The 18,766-nt window shown below is 67.7% G+C and carries 18 protein-coding genes and 1 pseudogene; 6 read left to right on the forward strand and 13 right to left on the reverse strand.

Annotated elements, in window-relative coordinates; genetic code table 11:
- The 5 genes and pseudogenes from AC1DQR_RS00005 to AC1DQR_RS00025 all read left to right on the forward strand — a co-directional run.
- A pseudogene (locus AC1DQR_RS00005) lies at positions 1-149 on the forward strand (TenA family transcriptional regulator); the annotation flags it as partial.
- Positions 150-232: 83 nt separating this feature from the next.
- Entirely contained in the window at positions 233-1,693 is a 1,461-nt protein-coding gene (locus AC1DQR_RS00010; RefSeq protein ID WP_477132437.1) for an aldehyde dehydrogenase family protein, read from the forward strand.
- A 63-nt stretch (positions 1,694-1,756) separates the two neighbouring features.
- On the forward strand, positions 1,757-2,236 hold the full coding sequence (locus tag AC1DQR_RS00015) for a GlcG/HbpS family heme-binding protein (protein ID WP_416052227.1): 480 nt from the start codon (positions 1,757-1,759) through the stop codon (positions 2,234-2,236).
- Between the two features lie 278 nt (positions 2,237-2,514).
- Positions 2,515-3,513, forward strand: a complete 999-nt coding sequence (locus AC1DQR_RS00020; RefSeq protein ID WP_477132289.1) for a 2Fe-2S iron-sulfur cluster-binding protein — start codon at positions 2,515-2,517, stop codon at positions 3,511-3,513.
- Positions 3,514-3,570: 57 nt separating this feature from the next.
- Positions 3,571-4,275, forward strand: a complete 705-nt coding sequence (locus AC1DQR_RS00025) for a GntR family transcriptional regulator (RefSeq protein WP_416052229.1) — start codon at positions 3,571-3,573, stop codon at positions 4,273-4,275.
- A 26-nt stretch (positions 4,276-4,301) separates the two neighbouring features.
- Here the strand turns inward: AC1DQR_RS00025 and AC1DQR_RS00030 are convergent, their stop codons facing one another.
- A complete protein-coding gene (locus AC1DQR_RS00030; protein WP_416052230.1) occupies positions 4,302-4,823 on the reverse strand; it encodes a DsbA family protein in 522 nt (173 codons plus the stop codon).
- 66 nt (positions 4,824-4,889) lie between these two features.
- Positions 4,890-5,150: a UBP-type zinc finger domain-containing protein gene (locus AC1DQR_RS00035; protein WP_043354618.1), complete on the reverse strand. Its 261-nt coding sequence runs from the start codon at positions 5,148-5,150 to the stop codon at positions 4,890-4,892.
- 222 nt (positions 5,151-5,372) lie between these two features.
- On the opposite strand from AC1DQR_RS00035, the gene wrbA reads away from it, so the two are divergent.
- On the forward strand, positions 5,373-5,993 hold the full coding sequence (wrbA, locus tag AC1DQR_RS00040; RefSeq protein WP_416052231.1) for an NAD(P)H:quinone oxidoreductase: 621 nt from the start codon (positions 5,373-5,375) through the stop codon (positions 5,991-5,993).
- Between the two features lie 45 nt (positions 5,994-6,038).
- Here the strand turns inward: wrbA and AC1DQR_RS00045 are convergent, their stop codons facing one another.
- The 11 genes from AC1DQR_RS00045 to AC1DQR_RS00095 all read right to left on the reverse strand — a co-directional run bounded on the left by AC1DQR_RS00045 (position 6,039) and on the right by AC1DQR_RS00095 (position 18,714).
- Entirely contained in the window at positions 6,039-7,346 is a 1,308-nt protein-coding gene (locus AC1DQR_RS00045) for an aspartate aminotransferase family protein (RefSeq protein WP_416052232.1), read from the reverse strand.
- Positions 7,347-7,366: 20 nt separating this feature from the next.
- Positions 7,367-8,428 carry a phosphotransferase gene (locus tag AC1DQR_RS00050; protein ID WP_416052233.1) on the reverse strand — a complete coding sequence of 354 codons (1,062 nt, stop codon included), beginning with the start codon at positions 8,426-8,428 and terminating at the stop codon, positions 7,367-7,369.
- Positions 8,425-9,453 carry a histone deacetylase family protein gene (locus tag AC1DQR_RS00055; protein WP_183032683.1) on the reverse strand — a complete coding sequence of 343 codons (1,029 nt, stop codon included), beginning with the start codon at positions 9,451-9,453 and terminating at the stop codon, positions 8,425-8,427. Before AC1DQR_RS00055 ends, AC1DQR_RS00050 begins: the two co-directional genes overlap by 4 nt.
- Positions 9,450-10,175 carry a GntR family transcriptional regulator gene (locus tag AC1DQR_RS00060; protein WP_416052235.1) on the reverse strand — a complete coding sequence of 242 codons (726 nt, stop codon included), beginning with the start codon at positions 10,173-10,175 and terminating at the stop codon, positions 9,450-9,452. Before AC1DQR_RS00060 ends, AC1DQR_RS00055 begins: the two co-directional genes overlap by 4 nt.
- Before the next feature lie 4 nt (positions 10,176-10,179).
- Complete coding sequence (locus AC1DQR_RS00065; RefSeq protein WP_416052236.1) at positions 10,180-11,121, reverse strand: DMT family transporter; 942 nt, start codon at positions 11,119-11,121, stop codon at positions 10,180-10,182.
- Entirely contained in the window at positions 11,121-12,548 is a 1,428-nt protein-coding gene (locus AC1DQR_RS00070) for an aspartate aminotransferase family protein (protein ID WP_477132290.1), read from the reverse strand. The genes AC1DQR_RS00065 and AC1DQR_RS00070 overlap by 1 nt, the downstream gene beginning before the upstream one ends.
- Before the next feature lie 78 nt (positions 12,549-12,626).
- Positions 12,627-13,631, reverse strand: coding sequence for a 2-hydroxyacid dehydrogenase (locus AC1DQR_RS00075; RefSeq protein WP_477132291.1), 1,005 nt, complete (start codon positions 13,629-13,631; stop codon positions 12,627-12,629).
- Positions 13,628-15,307, reverse strand: coding sequence for a dipeptide ABC transporter ATP-binding protein (locus AC1DQR_RS00080; RefSeq protein WP_477132292.1), 1,680 nt, complete (start codon positions 15,305-15,307; stop codon positions 13,628-13,630). Before AC1DQR_RS00080 ends, AC1DQR_RS00075 begins: the two co-directional genes overlap by 4 nt.
- Positions 15,304-16,146 (reverse strand): ABC transporter permease, encoded by an 843-nt coding sequence (locus AC1DQR_RS00085; RefSeq protein ID WP_174428021.1) that lies wholly within the window; start codon positions 16,144-16,146, stop codon positions 15,304-15,306. The genes AC1DQR_RS00080 and AC1DQR_RS00085 overlap by 4 nt, the downstream gene beginning before the upstream one ends.
- Positions 16,143-17,117, reverse strand: a complete 975-nt coding sequence (locus AC1DQR_RS00090) for an ABC transporter permease (RefSeq protein ID WP_043354633.1) — start codon at positions 17,115-17,117, stop codon at positions 16,143-16,145. Before AC1DQR_RS00090 ends, AC1DQR_RS00085 begins: the two co-directional genes overlap by 4 nt.
- Positions 17,118-17,148: 31 nt before the next feature.
- Complete coding sequence (locus AC1DQR_RS00095; protein WP_416052240.1) at positions 17,149-18,714, reverse strand: ABC transporter substrate-binding protein; 1,566 nt, start codon at positions 18,712-18,714, stop codon at positions 17,149-17,151.
- Between the last annotated feature and the right edge of the window lie 52 nt (positions 18,715-18,766).

An 18,766-nucleotide genomic window follows, 5' to 3' on the forward strand; every position in this document is an offset into this window, starting at 1 on the left:
TGGAACACGCCAACACCCCGGAGCTGCAGCAGCGCTGCCTCAAGATCTGCGAGATCGGTGCCCAGATGCGCCTGCTCTACACCACCGCCCTCTATCACGACTATGTCGCGCAGGAAATCCCCCTGCCTGAACTGGACATGGCTGCCTGAGCCTGCCCTTGGGCGGAATCGCGGCATTGCATTGGTATTGACGGCCCCGCCAGGGGCCTGACCGGATGAAAGGCTTGGACATCATGGCAGTGGCAAAGACTGACGAATTCAACAACTACATCAACGGCGAATGGTCGAAGAGCACCAGCGGGCGCACCTTCGACAACGTCAACCCGGCCGATACCGGCGATATCGTCGGCCGTTTCCAGGCCTCGACCGCGGATGACGCGCAGGCCGCCGTGGCCGCTGCCGCAGCCGCGTTCGACGCCTGGAAGAAAACCCCCATCTCGAAGCGCGCCAAGATCCTCAACGGCGCCGCCGATTACCTGGAAGCCAACGCCGAACAGATCGCCGAGGAACTGACCCGCGAAGAAGGCAAGGCGCTCAACCTGAGCAAGGATGAAGTGCTGCGCTCGGCGCAGACCATCCGCTTCTATGCCGTGGAAGGGCAGTCCTTCTCCGGCGAGACCTATCCCCAGGACGATCCCGACATGATCGTCTACAGCCAGCGCGAGCCACTGGGCGTGGTGACCGTGATCTCGCCGTGGAATTTTCCGGTGTCGATCCCGGCGCGCAAGATTGCTCCGGCGCTGATCGCGGGCAACACCGTGGTGTTCAAGCCTTCGTCGGACGCGCCGCTGAGCGGCTACCGGCTGGCGCAGGCGTTTGTCGAAGCCGGCATCCCCAAGGGCGTGCTCAACTTCATCACCGGCCGTGCCGGCGACGTGGGCGCGGCCATTACCGAAGCACCGGCGGTGCGTGCGATTTCCTTTACCGGCTCCACGGCGGCCGGCCAGCATATCCATCGCTCGGTGTCGCTGAGCACGCGCACGCAGATGGAACTCGGCGGCAAGAACCCGCTGATCGTGATGGAAGACGCCGACCTGGACCGCGCGGTGGACCTCACCATCAAGGGTGGCTTGTCGCTCAGCGGCCAAGCCTGCACCGGCACCAGCCGCGTGCTGGTGATGGCTTCGGTCAAGGCCGCCTATACGGAGAAATTGCTGGCCAAGGTCAAGACCCTGAAGATCGGCAGCGGCATGACGCCCGGCATGGACGTGGGCCCGCTCGCCACCCGCAAGCAGCTCGAAACGGTGCTCGGCTATGTGGAAGCGGGCAAGGCCGAAGCCACACACCTGTGCGGTGGCGACCGCCTGGGCGGCGAGCCATATGACAAGGGCTTCTATGTCTCGCCGGCCGTCTTCACCGGCGTTACCCAGCAGATGCGCATTGCCCGCGAGGAGATCTTCGGGCCGGTGATCGCCATCATCGAGGTCAGCAGCTACGCCGACGCCATCGCCAAGGCCAATGACACCGAGTACGGCTTGTCGGCCGCCATCGTGACCAGCAACCCACGCTATGCGCATGACTTCGCGCATGACATCCAGTCGGGCACGGTCAAGATCAACCGCACCACCACGGGCAACCTGATCAACGCGCCGTTCGGCGGCCTCAAGCAATCGAGCACCTCCACCTTCCGCGAGTCGGGCCGGGCAGGGCTGGAGTTCTACACGCAGATCAAGACCGTCTACCGCGGCTGCTGAACCAGCGCGCTCGCAAACCAACCGGCATTCACGCAGCATTCACGTATCGAGCAGGAGCAGGACATGAGAAAAGCCATCAAGCTGGAACTGAAGGAAGCCCGTCACATGGTGGCGGCAGCCATCCGCAAGTCCGAGGAAATCGGCGTGCTGGAATCGATCTGCGTGGTCGACGACGGCGGCTATCCGCTGGCGCTGGAGCGCATGGACGGCGCGCGCATCACCGGCCCGCAGATCGCCTGGAACAAGGCCTTCACCGCCGCCGGCCACAAGCGCTCCACCCACCTGTTCAACCAGGCCCCCAACGGCCCCGCGCTACCCGGCAATGAAGCCTTTGGCATCCAGTGGAGCTTCGAAGGCAAGTTCGCCGTGTTCGTAGGCGGCTTCCCGATCGTGGTCAACGGCGAAGTCATCGGCGGCATCGGCCTGAGCGGCGGCAACGGCGAGCAGGACACCGCCGCAGGCGTGGCAGCGCTGCAGGCCCTGCAGGAACTGCTGGCCGGCGACGACCTGAAGGTGCTGGCAGAAGCCGATATCAAAAAGTAAAGATCAAGAAGTAAATCCAGACCCAGCAACAGCCGCAAACCGCAAATGTCACGCGATGCGAAGCGAGCCGTCAAGGTGTACCAGGCCGTATGGGGCGCCTGCCGACGAGGGGGTGTCGCCCCATCCGGCGCGCCTTCTTTGCCTACTTTCTTGGCAAGACAAGAAAGTAGGTCGCCGCCCCGCAGGGGTGGTGAAACTGCCTTTGACTTTAGATCTTTGACTTCAGGTTTTAGGTTTTAGGTTTCAAAGTCCGTCCCCCAACGCATTCCGAGTCAGCCATGTCCTACCGCATCCATCTCATCGAATCCCAGCAATCGTTCGACGTCGATGCCGACGAGTCGGTACTGGACGGCGCCCTGCGCGCCAATGTGCAGATGGCGCACGACTGCCGCTTCGGCGGCTGCGCCACGTGCCGCGTCAGGCTGGTCGAAGGCGCGGTGGCTTATGACGAGTACCCCATGGGCCTGACCCCGGAAGAAGAGGCCGAAGGCTTTGCGCTGGCGTGCCAGGCGCGGCCCACCAGCGACCTGGTGATCAGCACCGCGCGGCCAGGCGAGCCATGCGCCGAGCCCGCGCGCCACACCGCGGTGATCCGCAAGATCGCGCCGCTCAGCGCCGACGTGGTGCACCTGACGCTGGAGCTGCCGCAGGCGCAGGCGCTTGACTACCGTCCCGGCCAGTACCTCAAGATCTTTACCGGTGACGGCATCGCGCGCAGTTTCTCGATGGCGTCGGTTCCCAAGGACCGTACGGTGGACCTGCACGTGCGCCGTATTCCTGGCGGCTACTTCACCGAGCGCTTGCTGGCGGGACTGCGCTCCGATGACCAGCTCGACGTGGAGCTGCCGCTGGGCGGCTTCTATTTCCGCAAGGACGACTATCGCCCGCTGGTGATGGTGGCCACGGGCACCGGGCTGGCGCCGATCAAGAGCATCCTCGAATCGCTGATGGACGATCCCGATTGCCCGCCGGTCTCACTGTACTGGGGCATGCGCACCCAGGCGGACCTGTACCTGCACGAACAGATCCAGGCGTGGGGCGCGCGGCTCTACGATTTCCAGTACGTGCCGGTGCTCTCGCGTGCCGACGGCGCATGGAGCGGCCGGCGCGGCCACGTGCAGCACGCCGTTGCCGCTGACCTGCCGGACCTGTCGGAGCACGCCATCTACCTGTGCGGCTCGCCCGACATGATCCGCGACGCCCGCGAGACCTTTCTCGGGCTGGGCGCCAGCGGCGCGCATATCTACGCCGACAGCTTCACATTCCAGCGCAGCTGAACCATCGCGCGCGGGCCGGCCAATGCGCTGGCCAGCCCGCGCGCCCACAAGACGAACATGTCCGACGACCACGGCAGTGTTCCACCCGCCCACCCGGCGGGCCATCCCGGCGCCAGCCTCGGCTCGCGCCATTCGCCGCTGTTTTCGCAGGTGACCGATACCTTGCGCCAGCGCATTGTCGGTGGCGTGTACCGCCAGGGCGACCGCCTGGTGGAGCACACGCTGTCGGCCGAACTGGGCGTGTCGCGCGTGCCGGTGCGCGAGGCGCTGCGCGCGCTGGCGGCCGAGGGGCTGGTTCGCATCGAGCCGCGCCGGGGCGCGTCAGTGGCGTGCCTGTCGGAGCATGTGGCCCGGGAGATGGTGGAGGTGCGCGCCACGCTCGAAGGCCTGAACGCCAAGCTGGCCGCGCAACGGCGCGATCCCCGGCTGGTCGCCGAGTTGCAGGAGGTCCTGCGCCAGGGCAGCGCGGCGGCATGCGGCGGCGAGGATGCGCGCCTGCTCACGCTCAATTTCCGCTTTCACGAAGTGCTGGGCAATATCGCCGCCAACAGCGTGCTGCAGGAGATGATGCGCTCCTTGCGCGAACGCACCGGACTGGTGTTTGCGCCCGCGCACCGGCAGCGCGCGCAGCAGAACTGGGACGAGCACGCGCAGATCCTGCGGGCGGTGATTGCCGGCGACGCCGACCTTGCGTCACTGCTCGCCACGCGCCATGTGTACAGCGCGGCGGAAGCGGCCACGCCTGTTGGCCCGGAAGCCTAGGCTCCTAGCCCCTAGGCCCTAGCCCCTCAGTGACGCAGCGCCACGGCAATGGCATGGTCCAGGTGTTCGATGCCGAAGGTCACGTCCTGGATTGTCCCATTGACGAAGAATGCCGGCGTGCTGCGCACATGGCTGGCAATGCCGCCTTGCTGGTGCTCGCGCACGCGCTGCAGGTAGGTGTGGGCCTTCATGTCGTAGTCATAACGCTCCAGGTCCAGTTCCAGCGTAGCGGCGTACTCCCGCAGCATCGCCGGCTTGATGCCGTGATGTTGCTCGAAGAGCTGCTGGTGCATCGGCCAGAACTTGTGCTGGGCCGCCGCGGCCTCGGCAGCCTCCGCGGCGGCTAGCGCCAGCGGGTGCCAGGCCGTCAGCGGGAAATGGCGGTACACAAAGCGCACGCGGTCGTGGTAGCGGGCAAGCAGGATCTTCACGCCGCCATAGGCCAGGCGGCAATACTGGCATTCGAAGTCGCCGTACTCGACCACGGTGACGTGGGCCGCGGCAGGCCCCAGTACATGGTCGCTCTTTTCAACGGGTGTCGACAGCATGACATTCTCCTTGCAGGATTGGCGCATGGGGGATGGCTTGCGCACGCGCCGGGCGCCGGGCACCCGTCAAGGAATGAACAGCTTGTCGATATAGCACCAGCGCCAGGTTTCGCCCGGCTCGAACGACTGGATCACCGGATGCTCCGTGGCCAGGAAATGCCGGGTGGCGTGCTGGTTGGGCGAGTCGTCGCAGCAGCCGACATGGCCGCAGCACAGGCACAAGCGCAGGTGCACCCATTCGTCGCCGCTGCGCAGGCATTCCTCGCAGCCTTCTGCGCTGGGTGTGACGGGATGGCTCAATGCAAGGTGCGCACACGCCGTTGTCATTGCGGTACTCCAACGTTGGCCCCGGCAGGGCGGGCCCGTGCCGCGCGGATGAGCCTGGGTCCTTTATTGTAGGCGGCGAAGATGCGAAGGGAAGCGCGGCAGTCACCGCGCGGCGCGCTTGCGTCGCCTAGACTCAACGGATGGCCTGTTGCGGCCTGAAGTCCCGATTTCGTATTTCGTCATTTTTCATTTCGTATTTGGCATTGCACTCAGGAGGATGTCATGACTTGCAAGATCCAGGTGGTCTTCTACAGCATGTACGGGCACGTCTACAAAATGGCGGAGGCCGTGGCGGCGGGCGCGCGCGAAGTCGATGGCGCCGAGGTGACGTTGCTCCAGGTGCGGGAACTGGTGCCCGACGCCGTGCTGGAAAAGAGTGGCGCCAAGGCCGCCCGGGCGGCTTTCGCCCATGTGCCGGTGGCGGAGCCGGACAAGCTGGCCGACGCCGATGCCATCCTGTTCGGCACCCCCACGCGGTTCGGCAATATGTGCGCGCAGATGCGCAATTTTCTCGACCAGACCGGCGGGCTGTGGATGAGCGGCGGGCTGGTGGGCAAGGTCGGCAGTGTCTTTACCAGCACCGCCACCCAGCACGGCGGCCAGGAGACCACGATTACCAGCTTCCACACCACGCTGCTGCACCAGGGCATGGTGATTGTCGGCGTGCCCTACGCCGAAGCACGGCTGCTGGACATGAGCCAGATCACGGGGGGCACACCCTATGGCGCTTCCACCCTGACGGCCGCCGACGGCTCGCGCCAGCCCAGCGAGAACGAACTGGCGATCGCAAAGTATCAGGGCCGGCACGTGGCCGGCATAGCCGCCAGGCTCGCGGCGCGTTAGCCGGGCTGCTGGCCGTGGCCGGATGGCAGGCGGGCGGGTTCAGGTTCAGGCCGCTCGCTCGTTCTCCAGCTCGGCCAGCACTGCGTCCAGGGTGTCGGCCAGCAGGTCGGCGTGCGCTTCGGTGAACACCATCGGCGGGCGGATCTTCAGGATGTTGGCTGCTTCGCCGGTGGCACCCACCAGCACGTGGCGCCGCCGCAGACCGTTGACGATGCGCGCCGTCCGCGCGGTCGCGGGCCGCGCGGCATCGCCGTCTTCGACAAACTCCACCGCGACGAACAGCCCGGCCCCGCGGATATCGCCGATCAGCGGATGCCGCGCCGCCACGCCTGCCAGCCGCTCGCGCAGGTACTTGCCCACGCGCCGCACCTGCGCCATGAGCTGCGTCTGCTCGATGACGTCAAGCACCGCCATGCCGGCGGCGACAGACACCGGGTTGCCGCCGAAGGTATTGAAGTAACGGCACTCGCGTCCAAACGCCGCCAGCACTTCGGGGCGCACGGCCAGCCCGGCCAGCGGATGCCCGTTGCCCATTGGCTTGCCCATGGTGACGATGTCCGGCACCACGCCATGCCGCTGGAATCCCCAGAACGCCTCGCCCGTGCGCCCCAGGCCGGGCTGCACCTCGTCGGCGATGAACACGCCGCCGGCCGCGCGGATGGCGGCGACCGCATCTTTCAGGAAGCCGGGCGGATCGCAGAAGATGCCGTCGCTGGAGAACACGGTATCGACCAGCAGCGCGGCGGGGCGGATGCCATGCGCGCGCAGGTCCTCGATCGCGTGGCGCACACCGTCGGCAAGGACTGCACCGAGCTGCGCCGGCGCAACGCGGTAGCTGTCCGGCGCCGGTACGGTACGCACGTTGTCGCCAAGCTTCACGTAGCGCCCGAGCGAGGGCGATGCCTCGGCAATGGACGCGGTCACGCCGTGGTAGGCAAAGCGCGTGATGATCAGCCCTTGCGCGCCGGTGTGGGCGCGCGCGATGCGCATCGCCAGGTCGTTGGCCTCGCTGCCGGTACAGGTGAGCATGGCATGGCCCAGCGCGTCCGGCATGGTGGCCAGCAGGCGCTCCGCGTAGTCCAGGATGCCCTCGTGCAGGTAGCGTGTGTGCGTGTTGATCTGCGCCGCCTGGCGGGCAATGGCTTGCACCACCTGTGGATGGCAATGGCCGACCGATGCCACATTGTTATATGCATCGAGGTAGCGCTCGCCGCTGGCGTCGTAAAGCCAGACGCCATCGCCGCGCACGATGTGCAGCGGCTCCTCGTAGAACAGGCGGTACGCCGGCCCGAGCACGCGGGCGCGCCGCTCGGTCAGTGCTGCAACGCTAGGGGTGGCTGCTGCCGTGGTCATCGGATTCCTTGGTGTCGTGGTCACGCCATCCCGCAGGCGCGGCGCAGGACGGAGCGTGCTTGTTCGGTGGGGATCGCGTCGCAGGCTGCCAGCCGGTCCCAGGAGACGGCGTTGTTGCGCAACAGGTAAGGCGCGTTTTCCGGATGCCGCGCGGCGCGCCAGCCACTGATGGCGACCACCATCACCAGCCGGGCCTGCACAAGGTCGAACAGCACGTCTACCTCATCGGCTTGCAGCGGCAGTACCGCGTGATATGTGGCGGCAAAGTCCGCCAGCGTGGCCATCGTGTCGCCGGTGGGGTCAACCTGATAGGCGGCGGCAACGGCCAGGTCGTCGATCAGGGGCGCGTGGACCATGTCGCCAAAATCCAGCACGCCCGCAATGCGCGCATGGTCTTGCGGGTCGACCAGGACGTTATAGATATTGAAGTCGTTGTGGATCGGCTGGGCCCGCAGGTGCGCCAGCCGGGGCCGAACATTGGCGGCAAAGCGATCCAGCGCGCGGTTTGCCAGCGTGCGGCGCGCCGCGTCCGGGACGCTGTCGAGCAGGCCGCGCACGCGGTCGGCGCGCTGGATGTCCCACGGCAGCTCCAGTTCGCCGGCGGGATGGCGGAAGTCGCGCAGCGCCAGGTCGAGCCGGGCCAGCGTGCGCGCCAGCTCCCGTGCCTGCGCTTGCGAGCGCTGCGCCTTGGGCAGCGGCACGCCAGGCAGGTAGCTGAACAGGCGCACCACACGCGCTTCGCCACCGGGTGGCTGGGCGATCAGCGATGGCTGGCCCGCCAGGGTTGGCACGATGCGCTGCACGGGCAGGGCGGGGTCGGCCGCGGCGATGTGCAGCAGCGCCTGGGTCTGGAAGTCCGCCACCAGCGGCAGCTCGGCCGGGTGGGATACCTTGAGCATGTAGCTTGCCGCGGGCGTTTCCAGCAGGAAGTTCCGGTCGCGCTCGCCGCTCAGCGGGGAGAGCCGGCCCGCCAGCCCGTAGTGCTGCGTGAGCAGCGCCATCGCCCACGTCACAGGGACTTCGGGCGAGCCTTCGCTAAGCACATCGGCGGCCGCCAGTGCCGCGCTTGCCGGCCCGTTCATGCCGCGCTCGCGAAGCCGCGCAGCGCGCTGGACAGGTTGGGCCCGAGATCGTCGGAGAGATACCCGCCTTCCTGCACCAGCACCGTCGGCAGGCCCAGCCGCGCAATTTCCGCGGTGATCAGCGCGAAGCCGGGCGTGGTGACGGCCAGCGCCTGGTACGGGTCGCGCTCGTGCGCGTCCAGCCCCAGCGCTACCACCAGCGCCCCGGGCGCGAAGGCGCGGATGCTCTGGCACACGTCGCGCAGCGCTGCCAGGTAGGCCTCGTCGCCGGTGCCGCGCGCCAGCGGGCGGTTGATGTTGTAGCCAAGTCCCTCCGCCTCGCCGCGCTCGTGCGCGTGTCCGGTGAAGAAGGGCGTGAACAGCATCGGGTCGCCATGCAGCGACACGGTCAGCACATCGTTGCGCCGGTAGAAGATGCCCTGGGTGCCGTTGCCGTGGTGCATGTCGATGTCGAGGATGGCGACGCGGTCATGGTGGCGGCGCAGGTGCTGCGCGGCAATGGCGGTGTTGTTCAGGTAGCAAAAACCATTGGCGCGGTCCGCATAAGCGTGGTGGCCCGGCGGGCGGCACAGCGCATAGGCCGCGCGTTCGCCGTCGGCGACCAGTTGCGCGGCGTGGGTGGCCACGTCGGCCGAGCCGACCGCCGCGCGCCAGGTGTTGGGCCCGATGGAGCAGGCGGCGTCGCCCATGTGGAAGCCCGCCTGGCCGACCACGCTGTCGGGATAGGTGCAGGGCTGCCCGGGGAACGGATGGATGTTGGGCAAGACCTCTTCGGAGGCGTCGGGCAGCAGTTGCCAGCGGTCGTACGCGGTTTCCAGGAAGCGCAGGTATTCCGGCGTGTGGATCGCGGCGCGCGGGCCGGGGCCGTGATCGGCGGGGGCGATCACGTCGTGGCCATCGGCGCGCACCGCTGCCAAGAGGCGCAGGGCGCGCTCGGGCTGCTCGTTGCTGCGTTTCATCTTGCCGCGCACCATGAACGCGTGCGGGTCGTGGTCGAGATGCAGATCGCTGTAGACGACTTTCATAGGACGGACTCCATCGGGGGCGCCTCGGCGGCGCCTTGTTTTTGCATGAACACCGCCCGGACATGGACCCAGGCGTCATCGATATGGAAGCGCACCGCGGCTTGCGCGGCGGCTTCGTCGCGCCGTGCAATCGCCTCGGCAATGGGGCGATGGGTCTCGGCCACGGCCTTCGGGTCGTGGTACACGCTGTCGATCAGCGCCACGATCATGCGGATCTCCGTTTGCATCATGGAGAACATGCGATGCAGGTAAGCATTGCCGGACAGCTCGCAGATGGCCGTGTGGAACGCCAGGTCGCGCGCCACGCGCTCGATCTGCGGCAGCGATTCGGCCTCCTGCACCATGCGGTCGACCATGGCCACGAGCTGCTTCAGCCCGGCCTCCGGCGCCTGCTTGCAGGCGAGCGATGCGGCCATCAGCTCCAGGTTCAGCCGTACCTGGAACAGGTCGTCGATCTCGCGCACCGTCACCGTGCGCACCGCAAAGCCATGGCGCGGGCGCGAGACCAGCACGCCCTGGCGCTCCAGCCGCCGGGCCGCCTCGCGCACCGGCGCGCGGCTGACATTCATGCGGCGGGCGATGTCGGCCTCGACGATGCGGCTGCCGGGCGGGAGCCGGCCTTCGACGATGGCCTGGGTGAGTTGCGCCTCCACCGCCGCCACCAGGTCGGAGACTTCGATGGAGGCAAAGGGCGAGGATTCGTCGAATGCGGAATCAGACATGGGCTTAGTCCTTGGGTCGGGCTACGACCGGCTTTACCAGCGGTGCGGGCGGCGCCTGCCGCCCGCGCAATGCGAGGTAGCCGCCCGACAGCATGATCAGCACGATGCCCGCCAGCGCGATGCCATCGGGCGGGCGCTGGAAGACAAAGGTACTGATCAGCACGGCGAGCAGCAGTTGAAAGTAATTGAGCGGCGCGAGCGTGGAGGCGGCAACGCGCCGGAAGGCGGCCAGCAGCAGCAACTGGGCCAGGCCGCTGCAGGCGCCACCGGCCATCATCAGCAAGATGTCGGGCGCGGACGGCATGACCTCAGGCAGCGTCGCCAGCGCCGGCACGCCGGTCACCACCAGGCAGATCAGCGCGGTCCAGGCATAGAGCACCGGCCCGGCGACCACGCCGGCCAGCCGGCGCGTCAGCAGCTGGAAGGCGGCGTAGCACACGGCGGATACCATCATCAGCACCGTGCCCACGAGCGGCAGGTCGCCGCCGGGCCGCACGATCAACAGCATGCCGCCAAAGCCGGCCAGCACCGCCGCCCACTGCGCGCGTCCCACCCGTTCGCCCAGCACCGCCGGCGACAGCGCCACCATGATCAGGGGCGCGGTGAAGTAGATGGCGGTGGCCTCTGCCAGAGGCATGTGCACCAGCGCGGCCATGAAGCAGCTCGCCACGATGCCAAGCGCCAGCCCGCGCGCCAGCAGCAGCCACTTGCAGGGCGTGCGCCACAGCTTCAGGCCGCCTTCGCGCAGCAGCCACACCAGCGCGATGACGCTTACCGACACATAGCGGGTCAGGTTCATCATGGGCGCCGAGTGGTCGCGCAGCATCCATTTGCAGAAGGCGTCGTAGCTGGCAAACGCCACCAGCGCGCAGAAGAACAGCGCGATGCCATCGCGGCGCGCACTCGCCGTGGTGAGCCGTAGCGAAGGATTTGCCGGGCCGGTCATCAGGCTGCAGCCTTGTTGCCACCATGGCCGCCATTGCTTCCCTTGCTGCCGGCCGGGAGCTCACGCTCCAGCGCCACCATGGCGCGCTCGAACCGCGCGAACAGCTCGTCGATCTGCGCCTCGGTGATGATCAGCGGCGGGCAGAACGCGATGGTGTCGCCCATGGCGCGCACGATCAGGCCGTGCTCCTGCGCCAGCTGAGCCAGGCGCGGGCCAGCCTTCAGGGCCGGGTCGAAGGCGCGCCGCGCCGCCGGATCCGCCGCCAGTTCGACCGCGCCCAGCAGGCCGACCCCGCGCACCTCGCCCACCAGCGCTCGCCCGGCATAGGCCCGCAGCGCTTGCTGGAAGCGGGGCGCGATGGCGTTCACATGATCCAGGATGTGGTCATCCTCATAGACGCGCAGCGTCTCCAGCGCCACCGCCGTGGTGACCGGATGGCCCGAGTAGGTGAAGCCATGGCCGAAGGTGCCGATCTTGCCGCTGTTGGCGGCAATGGCCGCATGCACTTTCTCCGACAACATTACCGCCGAGATCGGCATGTAGCCGGAGGACAGCGCCTTGGCGCAGGTGAGGATGTCGGGCCGCATGCCGTAGGTGGTGGAGCCAAACATCGCGCCGGTCCGGCCAAAGCCGCAGATCACCTCGTCGGCGATCAGCAGGATGTCATGGCGGCGCAGCACGGCCTGGATCTCGGCAAAGTAGGTGGCCGGCGGCACGATCACGCCGCCCGCGCCCATCACTGGCTCGGCGATGAAGGCGCCGATGGTGTCCGGGCCCCCCGCCTGGATCAGTGCTTCGAGCTCCTGCGCCAGGCGGCTGGCGAACGCCGCCTCGCTCTCGCCCGGCGCGCCGTAGCGGTAGTGGTGCGGGCAGCCGGCGCGCAGGATGCGGTCGATGGGCAGGTCGAAATCGCGGTGATTGGCCTGCAGGCCGCTCAGGCTCGCCGCCGCCACGGTGACGCCGTGATAGGCGTTGGTGCGCGCGATGATCTTCTTCTTGTCCGGCTTGCCGATGGCGTTGTGGTAATACCAGACCAGCTTCACGGCGGTGTCATTGGCCTCCGAGCCGGAGTTGGCGAAGAACACCTTGGACATCGGCACCGGCGCCATCGCCACCAGCTTCTCGGCCAGCATGATGGCCGCCGGGTTGGAGCGATGGTTGAACGTGTGATAGTAGGGCAGCGTGCGCATGGCCTCCACGCCGGCCTCGATCACGCGCGCATGGCTGAATCCGAGCGAGCTGCACCACAGGCCGGACATCCCCTCCAGGTAGCGCTTGCCCTGGTCGTCCTCCACATAGATGCCGTCGCCTTTGGTGATGACGAGCGGGCCGACGCCGGGGTGGGCGGCCAGGTTGGTAAAGGGATGCAGATGGGCCGCGATATCGTCTGCGGCAAGGGCGGCGTGGGAGGGCAAGGCGACGGTCATGTCAGTGACGTCCTGTTGTTGGTATCGGGTGTGTCGGAGTGCTGGGGCAGCGGCATGCCAAGGTCAAACGCGTCAATATCAATATCCCTGTGCCGGGTCGACAGCCACGGCCGGTCGCTGCCCGCGGCGCAGCTGGGCCAGATTATCCAGCGTCTGGCGCGCGATCGTGGCCGGATCGGTGCGGGCCGCCACGTGCGGCGTGACGTTGATGCGCGGATGCTGCCAGAACGGATGCCCGGATGGCAGCGGCTCGTGCTGGAAGGCATCCAGCGTGGCCGCGCCCAGCGTGCCGTCGTCCAGCGCGCGCAGCAGGTCAGCCTCGACCAGGTGGCCGCCCCGGCCTACGTTGATCAGGTGCGCGCCGCGCGGCAGGCGGGCGAACAGGTCCGCGCACAGGAAACCCTGCGTCTGCGCGGTGAGCGGCAGCAGGCAAACCAGCGCGTCGCAGCCCGCCAGGAAGGCATCCAGGCTGTCCTGGCCGTGGAAGGCTTCCACGCCTTCAGGCAGGCCCGCCTTGGGGCTGCGGCTCCAGCCGCGCACCGCATAGCCCACGGCCTGCAGCGCGCGGGCGCTGGCAATGCCCAGCGTGCCCAGCCCCGCAATGCCCACCCGGTGCCGCGACGGCGCCACGATGGGCTGCTCCTGCCACTGCCCGGCCGCCGCGCTGGCCAGATAGGCGCCCATGCTGCGCTGGTGCTGGATCACGGCCCACGTCACGTAGGCCGTCATGGTGCCGGCCATGGCGGTATCCACGATGCGGCAGACGGTTGGCCCGGGCGGCAGGTCCGGATCGCTGCGCAGGTGGTCGATGCCCGCGCCCAGCGACTGCACCAGGCGCAGCTTGGGCATGGCCGCCAGCAAGCCGGGCGGGGGCGCCCAGCAGACCGCGGCATCGATGTCGCCAAGCGCGCCCAGGTCGGCGCCCACGCGCAGGTCCAGCCCGGGCGCCGCCGCGCGGAAGGCGGGTACCAGGTAGTGCATGTCGAGCACGCTGCTGAGCAGTGCCACGCAGGTGGGCTTGGTCGTCGTCATGTCCATCTCGTTGCGTGTTCCGGCCGGATTGTCGAGGTCGGTGCGGGTCATGCGTAGCCCCCGACCGCTTGCAGGCGGGCTGGCTCTGGTGCCTCTGGTGCCTCGGGTGCCTGCGCGGCCTCGTGCACCCGGGTCAGGCGCGGGATGGCTTCGATCAGCTTGCGCGTGTACGCATGCTCGGGTGCGCTCAGCACGCGGGCCGTCTCGCCGTACTCGACCACCTCGCCGCGCTGCATGACGGCGATCTTGTCGCACATCTGCGCGGCCACGCGCAGGTCGTGGGTGATGAAGACCATGGCCAGCTTGAACTGCTCGCGCACCTTGGCAAACAGCTCCAGCACCTGCGCCTGCACCGACACATCCAGCGCGGAGACGGGCTCGTCGGCCACCAGCAATTCCGGCTGCATCGCTAGCGCCCGGGCAATGCCGATGCGCTGGCGCTGCCCGCCGGAAAACTCATGCGGGTAGCGCTCGGCCGCCTCCGGCCCCAGCCCGACCAGCCCGAGCAGCTCCAGCGTGCGCGCCTGTGCCTCCTGGCGCGATACGCCTTGCGCGATGGGGCCGGCAGCGATGGCCGCACCGATCCGATGCCGGGGATTGAGCGAGGCATAAGGGTCCTGGAACACCATCTGCAGCTTGCCGCCCGCGCGCTGCAGCAGCCCGCCGCCTTGCGACAGGTTGCGCCCGTTGATCACGATGCGGCCGCTGTCGAACGGTGCCAGGCCCACGATGCAGCGGCCCACCGTCGATTTGCCGGAGCCCGATTCACCCACCAGCCCGAGCGTTTGCCCGCGCAGCAGCTCAAAGTTCACGTTGCGCGCGGCTTGCACCTCGCGCCCGCGCCGCAGCAGGCCGCCGCCGGTGCGGTAGGTCTTGCACAGGTCCTGTACCTGCAGCACGCGGTTGACCTCCACCTGCACGGGCGGCTGGCGCAGGTGCCCGCCGGGAATGGCGCTGATCAGCTTGCGGGTATAGGAATGCTGCGGATTGGTCAGCACGCTCGCGGCCGGCCCAGCCTCGACGATGGTGCCGGTCTGCATCACCACCACCTGGTCGGCGATCTCCGACACCACGCCGAAATCGTGCGTGATGAACAGCACGGCCATGCCGCGCCGCTTTTGCAGCTCGCGGATCAGTTGCAGGATCTGCGCCTGCGTGGTGACGTCGAGCGCGGTGGTGGGCTCGTCGGCGATCAGCAGGCGCGGCTCCAGCGCCATGGCGCACGCGATCATCACGCGCTGGCGTTGCCCGCCCGACAGGCGGAAGGGGTAGCTGTCGTACAGCAGCTCCGGATCGGGCAGGCCCACATCGGCCAGCGCCGCCACGATGCGCTTGCGCTTCTCGGCCGCGCCCAGCCGCTGGTGCGCGTCGAACACTTCGGCGATCTGGTCGCCGATGCGCATGACCGGGTTGAGCGCCGTCATGGGTTCCTGGAACACCATGCCGATCTTCTGCCCGCGCAGCTCGCGCATGGCGTCGTCATCCAGCTGCAGCAGGTCCTGGCCCTCGAACAGGATGCGCCCGGCCACCGGCTCCACATGGGGCCGCGGCAGCAGGCCCATCACCGCATTGGCGATCATGGACTTGCCGGAGCCGGACTCGCCCACCACGCACAGCGTCTGGCCCGCTTCCAGCGTCAGCGAGGCTCCCTGCACCGCCAGCGCGCGGTCGCCGCCAGCAGGCAGGCGGATGCTCAGGTCCTGGATATCTAGTGCCGGTGTGCTCATCGTCCACTCCCGCCAAGGCGCGCATTGAGCGCGTCGTTCAGGCCTTCGCCCACCATATTGAGCGCGAGCACCGTCAGCAGGATGGCCGTGCCGGGGAACACCGCCATCCACCAGGCCTGGCGCAGCACGGTGCGCGCCGAGCCCACCATATAGCCCCAGCTCATGTGGTTCGGGTCGCCGAGACCCAGGAAGCTCAGGCTGGATTCGAGCAGGATGGCGGTCGCCACCATCAGCGAAGCCATCACGACGATGGGCGAGCTGGCATTAGGCAGGATCTGCGACAGGATGATGCGCGGTGTCGATTGCCCGGCCAGCTTCGCGGCTTGCACAAAGTCGCGCTGGCGCAGCGTGAGGAACTCGCTGCGCACCAGGCGCGCCACCGGCGGCCAGGACACGATGGCGATCGCCGCTACGATGGAGCCGATGGACGGCTCGAAGATCGCCACCAGTACCAGCGCCAGCGCAAAGCTCGGCACCGCCTGGAACAGCTCGGTGAAGCGCATCAGCGCCGCATCGATCCACCCGCCGAAGTAGCCGGAAATGGCGCCCAGCGTCACGCCGATCAAGAGCGAGACCACCGTGGACACCACGCCGATCAGCAGCGAGATGCGCGCGCCGTGGATCACGCCCGCCAGGATGTCGCGCCCCATGGTGTCGGTGCCCATGGCAAAGCCGGGTTCCTGCATCGGCTGCAGGAACGGCTGCTGCACCATGTCCCAGGGATCATGCCCGGCCATCCACGGCCCGAACAGCGCGAGCACGGCAAAGCCCACCAGTACCACCATGCCGAGCACGGCTGCCTTGTTGCGGCAGAACCGCCGCCAGAAAGTGTTTTTCATTGCATCTCGATCCGCGGGTCGACCAGCGTGTAGACAAAGTCGGTCAACAGGTTGAACAACACGGCCATGGCCGCGGTGACCAGGAAGCAGCCCAGCAGCAGGTTGTAGTCACGCTGCAGCAGGGCGTCGAACATCAGGCGGCCAATGCCCGGCCAGGCGAACACCGTTTCGGTCAGCACCGCGCCGCCGATCATGCCGCCGGCCTGGATGCCGGCCAGCGTCACCACCGGCAGCAGGGCGTTGCGCAGGATGTGGGCGCGCTGGATGCGCCCGGGCCGCACACCCTTGGCGCGCGCGGTCTTGACGAAATCCATCTGCGCCACCTCCAGCATCGAGGCCCGCGTCATGCGCGCATACACCGCCATGTAGAACAGCGCCAGCGTGAGCGCGGGCAGCACCAGGTGCGTGGCGATGTCGAACACCAGCGCCAGGCCATGCAGGTCCGCCCCCACGGTGAAGTAGCCAAAGCCGGGCAGCCAGTCGAGCTTGACCGAGAACAGCAGCACCGCCATCATCGCCAGCCAGTACAAGGGCGTTGCGTAGAACACCAGGGCGAACAGGGTGATGGCGTTGTCCACCCAGCTCCCCGCGCGCCGGCTAGCCCACGCCCCCAGCACCACGCCGAACAGCACGGAGAGCAGGAAGGCGCTGCCGGTCAGGATCAGCGTGGCGGGCAGGCGCTGCAGGATCAGGTCCAGCACCGGCTGCTGCTGGCGGTAGGAGTAGCCCAGGTCCAGGTGCACCACATGGCCGAGGTAAGTGGCAAGCTGCTCCGGCACCGGCTTGTCCAGCCCGAACTGCGTGCGCAACTGCGCCACGAACTGCGGGTCGGAGGCCCCGGCCTCGCCAGCCATCACCGAGACAGGGTCTCCCGGCGCGGCCCGGATCAGCAGGAAGTTGACGGTCGCGATGACCAGGATCGCAATCACGCCCTGTACCACCCGGCCTAGCATGCGCTGCGTACGACTCATGACTTTGCCCCAGAGATAAAGATGACTGCCATCACGCCAGCCAGGCGCGGCCGATGCCGTCGTTCAGGCCAATGCCGGAACTGATGGGATTGTTGATGCGGCTGCGGTACAGCGTGGGGAAGTTGAGCTCGTGCAGCCACACCACCGGCATCTCGTCCACCAGGATCTTCTGCACTTCGTGGTAGATCGCTGCGCGCTTGACGGGGTCCATCTCGCGCGCGCCAGCCTGGAACAATTCGTCGACCTTGGCGTTGCGGTAGCCCTCCACATTGTTGAAGGGCGAGCCCTGCGCGATGTTGTCCGAGGTGTAGTTGCGCGCCACGCCCAGCGCCGGGTCGCCATACTGGTAGACGTAGGTGAAGGCCAGGTCGTAGTCCCACTTGTTCAGCCGCTCGCCCCAGCCCGCCACGTCGGTAGGGGTCATTTCGATCTTCACGCCGGCCTGCTGCAGGTTCTGCCGCACGATCTCGGCCGAGCGGGTCCAGGTTTCGCCGTAGGGCAGGGGCAGCAGGCGCAGGGTTTCGCCCTTGTAGCCGGATTCGGTCAGCAGCTGCTTGGCGCGGGCCAGGTCGCGCGGATACTTGGCCACGTCGGTGCTGGCGTATTTGATATGGCTGTTGAAGGGGCCGGTGGCGCTCTTGGCGTAGCCTTGCCATGCCACCTTGGCGATCGCGTCGCGGTCGATGGCAAAGGCCAGCGCCTGGCGGAACTTGATGTTGTCCATCGGCGCCTTGCGGTTGTTGACCCACAGCCACGAGTGCGGCGCGAAGAACTCCCAGCCCTTGGTGGTGACCTGCACGCCGGGCAGCTTGCTCAGGCGCGCCACGTCGAAGTACTCCACCGCGCCGCCGGGCACCAGGTCGACCTTGCCGGACTCGAACGCCGCGGCGCGCGCCGAGGCATCGGGGATCACGTGGAAGTACACGCTGTCCACCAGCGGCACGTCGGGCTGGTGATACGCATCGTTGCGCACCAGCTGGATGTACGAGCCGCGCACCCATTCCTTGAACTTCAGCGGGCCGGTGCCGATGGGCTTGGCGTTGGCCGGGTTGGTCAGGAAATCCGTGCCCTCGTAGATATGCTTGGGCACCATGGGCATGGTGCCCACTTCGAAGATGCCGAGGAACGGGCTGAACGGGTACTTCAGCTTGAACTCCACCGTGAGCGGGTCCACCGCGCGGATGCTCTCCACCGCCGCCAGGTTGGCGCGCAGCCGGGCGTGGGTCTTGCGCAGGAACACGTCGGCGGAGAACACCACGTCGGCCGCGGTGAACGGCTTACCGTCATGCCAGGTGACCTTGGGCTTGAGCTTGAACGTGTACACGGTGCCGGCCGGGTTCACTGTCCAGGAGGTCGCCAGCGCTGGCTGCGGTTCCAGCTTTTCGTCGTAGCGCAGCAAGCCCTCGTAGATGTTGCCGGAGATCAGCTGGGTGGGGCCGTTCTGGGTAATGCCGATCATCAGGCCGGAAGGCTCAGGCTGGACGAGCGCGTTGATCACGCCGCCCTTCTTGCCGGCCGCGAGGACGTGGAAAGGCACACCGGCGAGCGACAGCCCGGTGGTGGCAACACCCATTTTGATCAGTTGGCGACGATTCATTGCGGAACTCTCCTGGGGGCTAGGGATGGGTAACTGGCAAGACGGAACTGGC

The sequence above is a fragment of the Cupriavidus sp. 05L411 genome (genome assembly GCF_056398045.1).

Excerpts from the sequence above, each read along its gene's own strand:
- AC1DQR_RS00065 (WP_416052236.1), bottom strand. The coding sequence starts at position 11,121 with ATGACCGGCCCGGCAAATCCTTCGCTACGGCTCACCACGGCGAGTGCG.
- AC1DQR_RS00015 (WP_416052227.1), top strand. The coding sequence starts at position 1,757 with ATGAGAAAAGCCATCAAGCTGGAACTGAAGGAAGCCCGTCACATGGTG.
- AC1DQR_RS00070 (WP_477132290.1), bottom strand. The coding sequence starts at position 12,548 with ATGACCGTCGCCTTGCCCTCCCACGCCGCCCTTGCCGCAGACGATATC.
- AC1DQR_RS00085 (WP_174428021.1), bottom strand. The coding sequence starts at position 16,146 with ATGAAAAACACTTTCTGGCGGCGGTTCTGCCGCAACAAGGCAGCCGTG.
- AC1DQR_RS00055 (WP_183032683.1), bottom strand. The coding sequence starts at position 9,453 with ATGAAAGTCGTCTACAGCGATCTGCATCTCGACCACGACCCGCACGCG.
- AC1DQR_RS00080 (WP_477132292.1), bottom strand. The coding sequence starts at position 15,307 with ATGAGCACACCGGCACTAGATATCCAGGACCTGAGCATCCGCCTGCCT.
- AC1DQR_RS00090 (WP_043354633.1), bottom strand. The coding sequence starts at position 17,117 with ATGAGTCGTACGCAGCGCATGCTAGGCCGGGTGGTACAGGGCGTGATT.
- AC1DQR_RS00035 (WP_043354618.1), bottom strand. The coding sequence starts at position 5,150 with ATGACAACGGCGTGTGCGCACCTTGCATTGAGCCATCCCGTCACACCC.
- AC1DQR_RS00010 (WP_477132437.1), top strand. The coding sequence starts at position 233 with ATGGCAGTGGCAAAGACTGACGAATTCAACAACTACATCAACGGCGAA.
- AC1DQR_RS00020 (WP_477132289.1), top strand. The coding sequence starts at position 2,515 with ATGTCCTACCGCATCCATCTCATCGAATCCCAGCAATCGTTCGACGTC.
- wrbA (WP_416052231.1), top strand. The coding sequence starts at position 5,373 with ATGACTTGCAAGATCCAGGTGGTCTTCTACAGCATGTACGGGCACGTC.
- AC1DQR_RS00050 (WP_416052233.1), bottom strand. The coding sequence starts at position 8,428 with ATGAACGGGCCGGCAAGCGCGGCACTGGCGGCCGCCGATGTGCTTAGC.
- AC1DQR_RS00025 (WP_416052229.1), top strand. The coding sequence starts at position 3,571 with ATGTCCGACGACCACGGCAGTGTTCCACCCGCCCACCCGGCGGGCCAT.
- AC1DQR_RS00095 (WP_416052240.1), bottom strand. The coding sequence starts at position 18,714 with ATGAATCGTCGCCAACTGATCAAAATGGGTGTTGCCACCACCGGGCTG.
- AC1DQR_RS00075 (WP_477132291.1), bottom strand. The coding sequence starts at position 13,631 with ATGACCCGCACCGACCTCGACAATCCGGCCGGAACACGCAACGAGATG.
- AC1DQR_RS00045 (WP_416052232.1), bottom strand. The coding sequence starts at position 7,346 with ATGACCACGGCAGCAGCCACCCCTAGCGTTGCAGCACTGACCGAGCGG.
- AC1DQR_RS00030 (WP_416052230.1), bottom strand. The coding sequence starts at position 4,823 with ATGCTGTCGACACCCGTTGAAAAGAGCGACCATGTACTGGGGCCTGCC.
- AC1DQR_RS00060 (WP_416052235.1), bottom strand. The coding sequence starts at position 10,175 with ATGTCTGATTCCGCATTCGACGAATCCTCGCCCTTTGCCTCCATCGAA.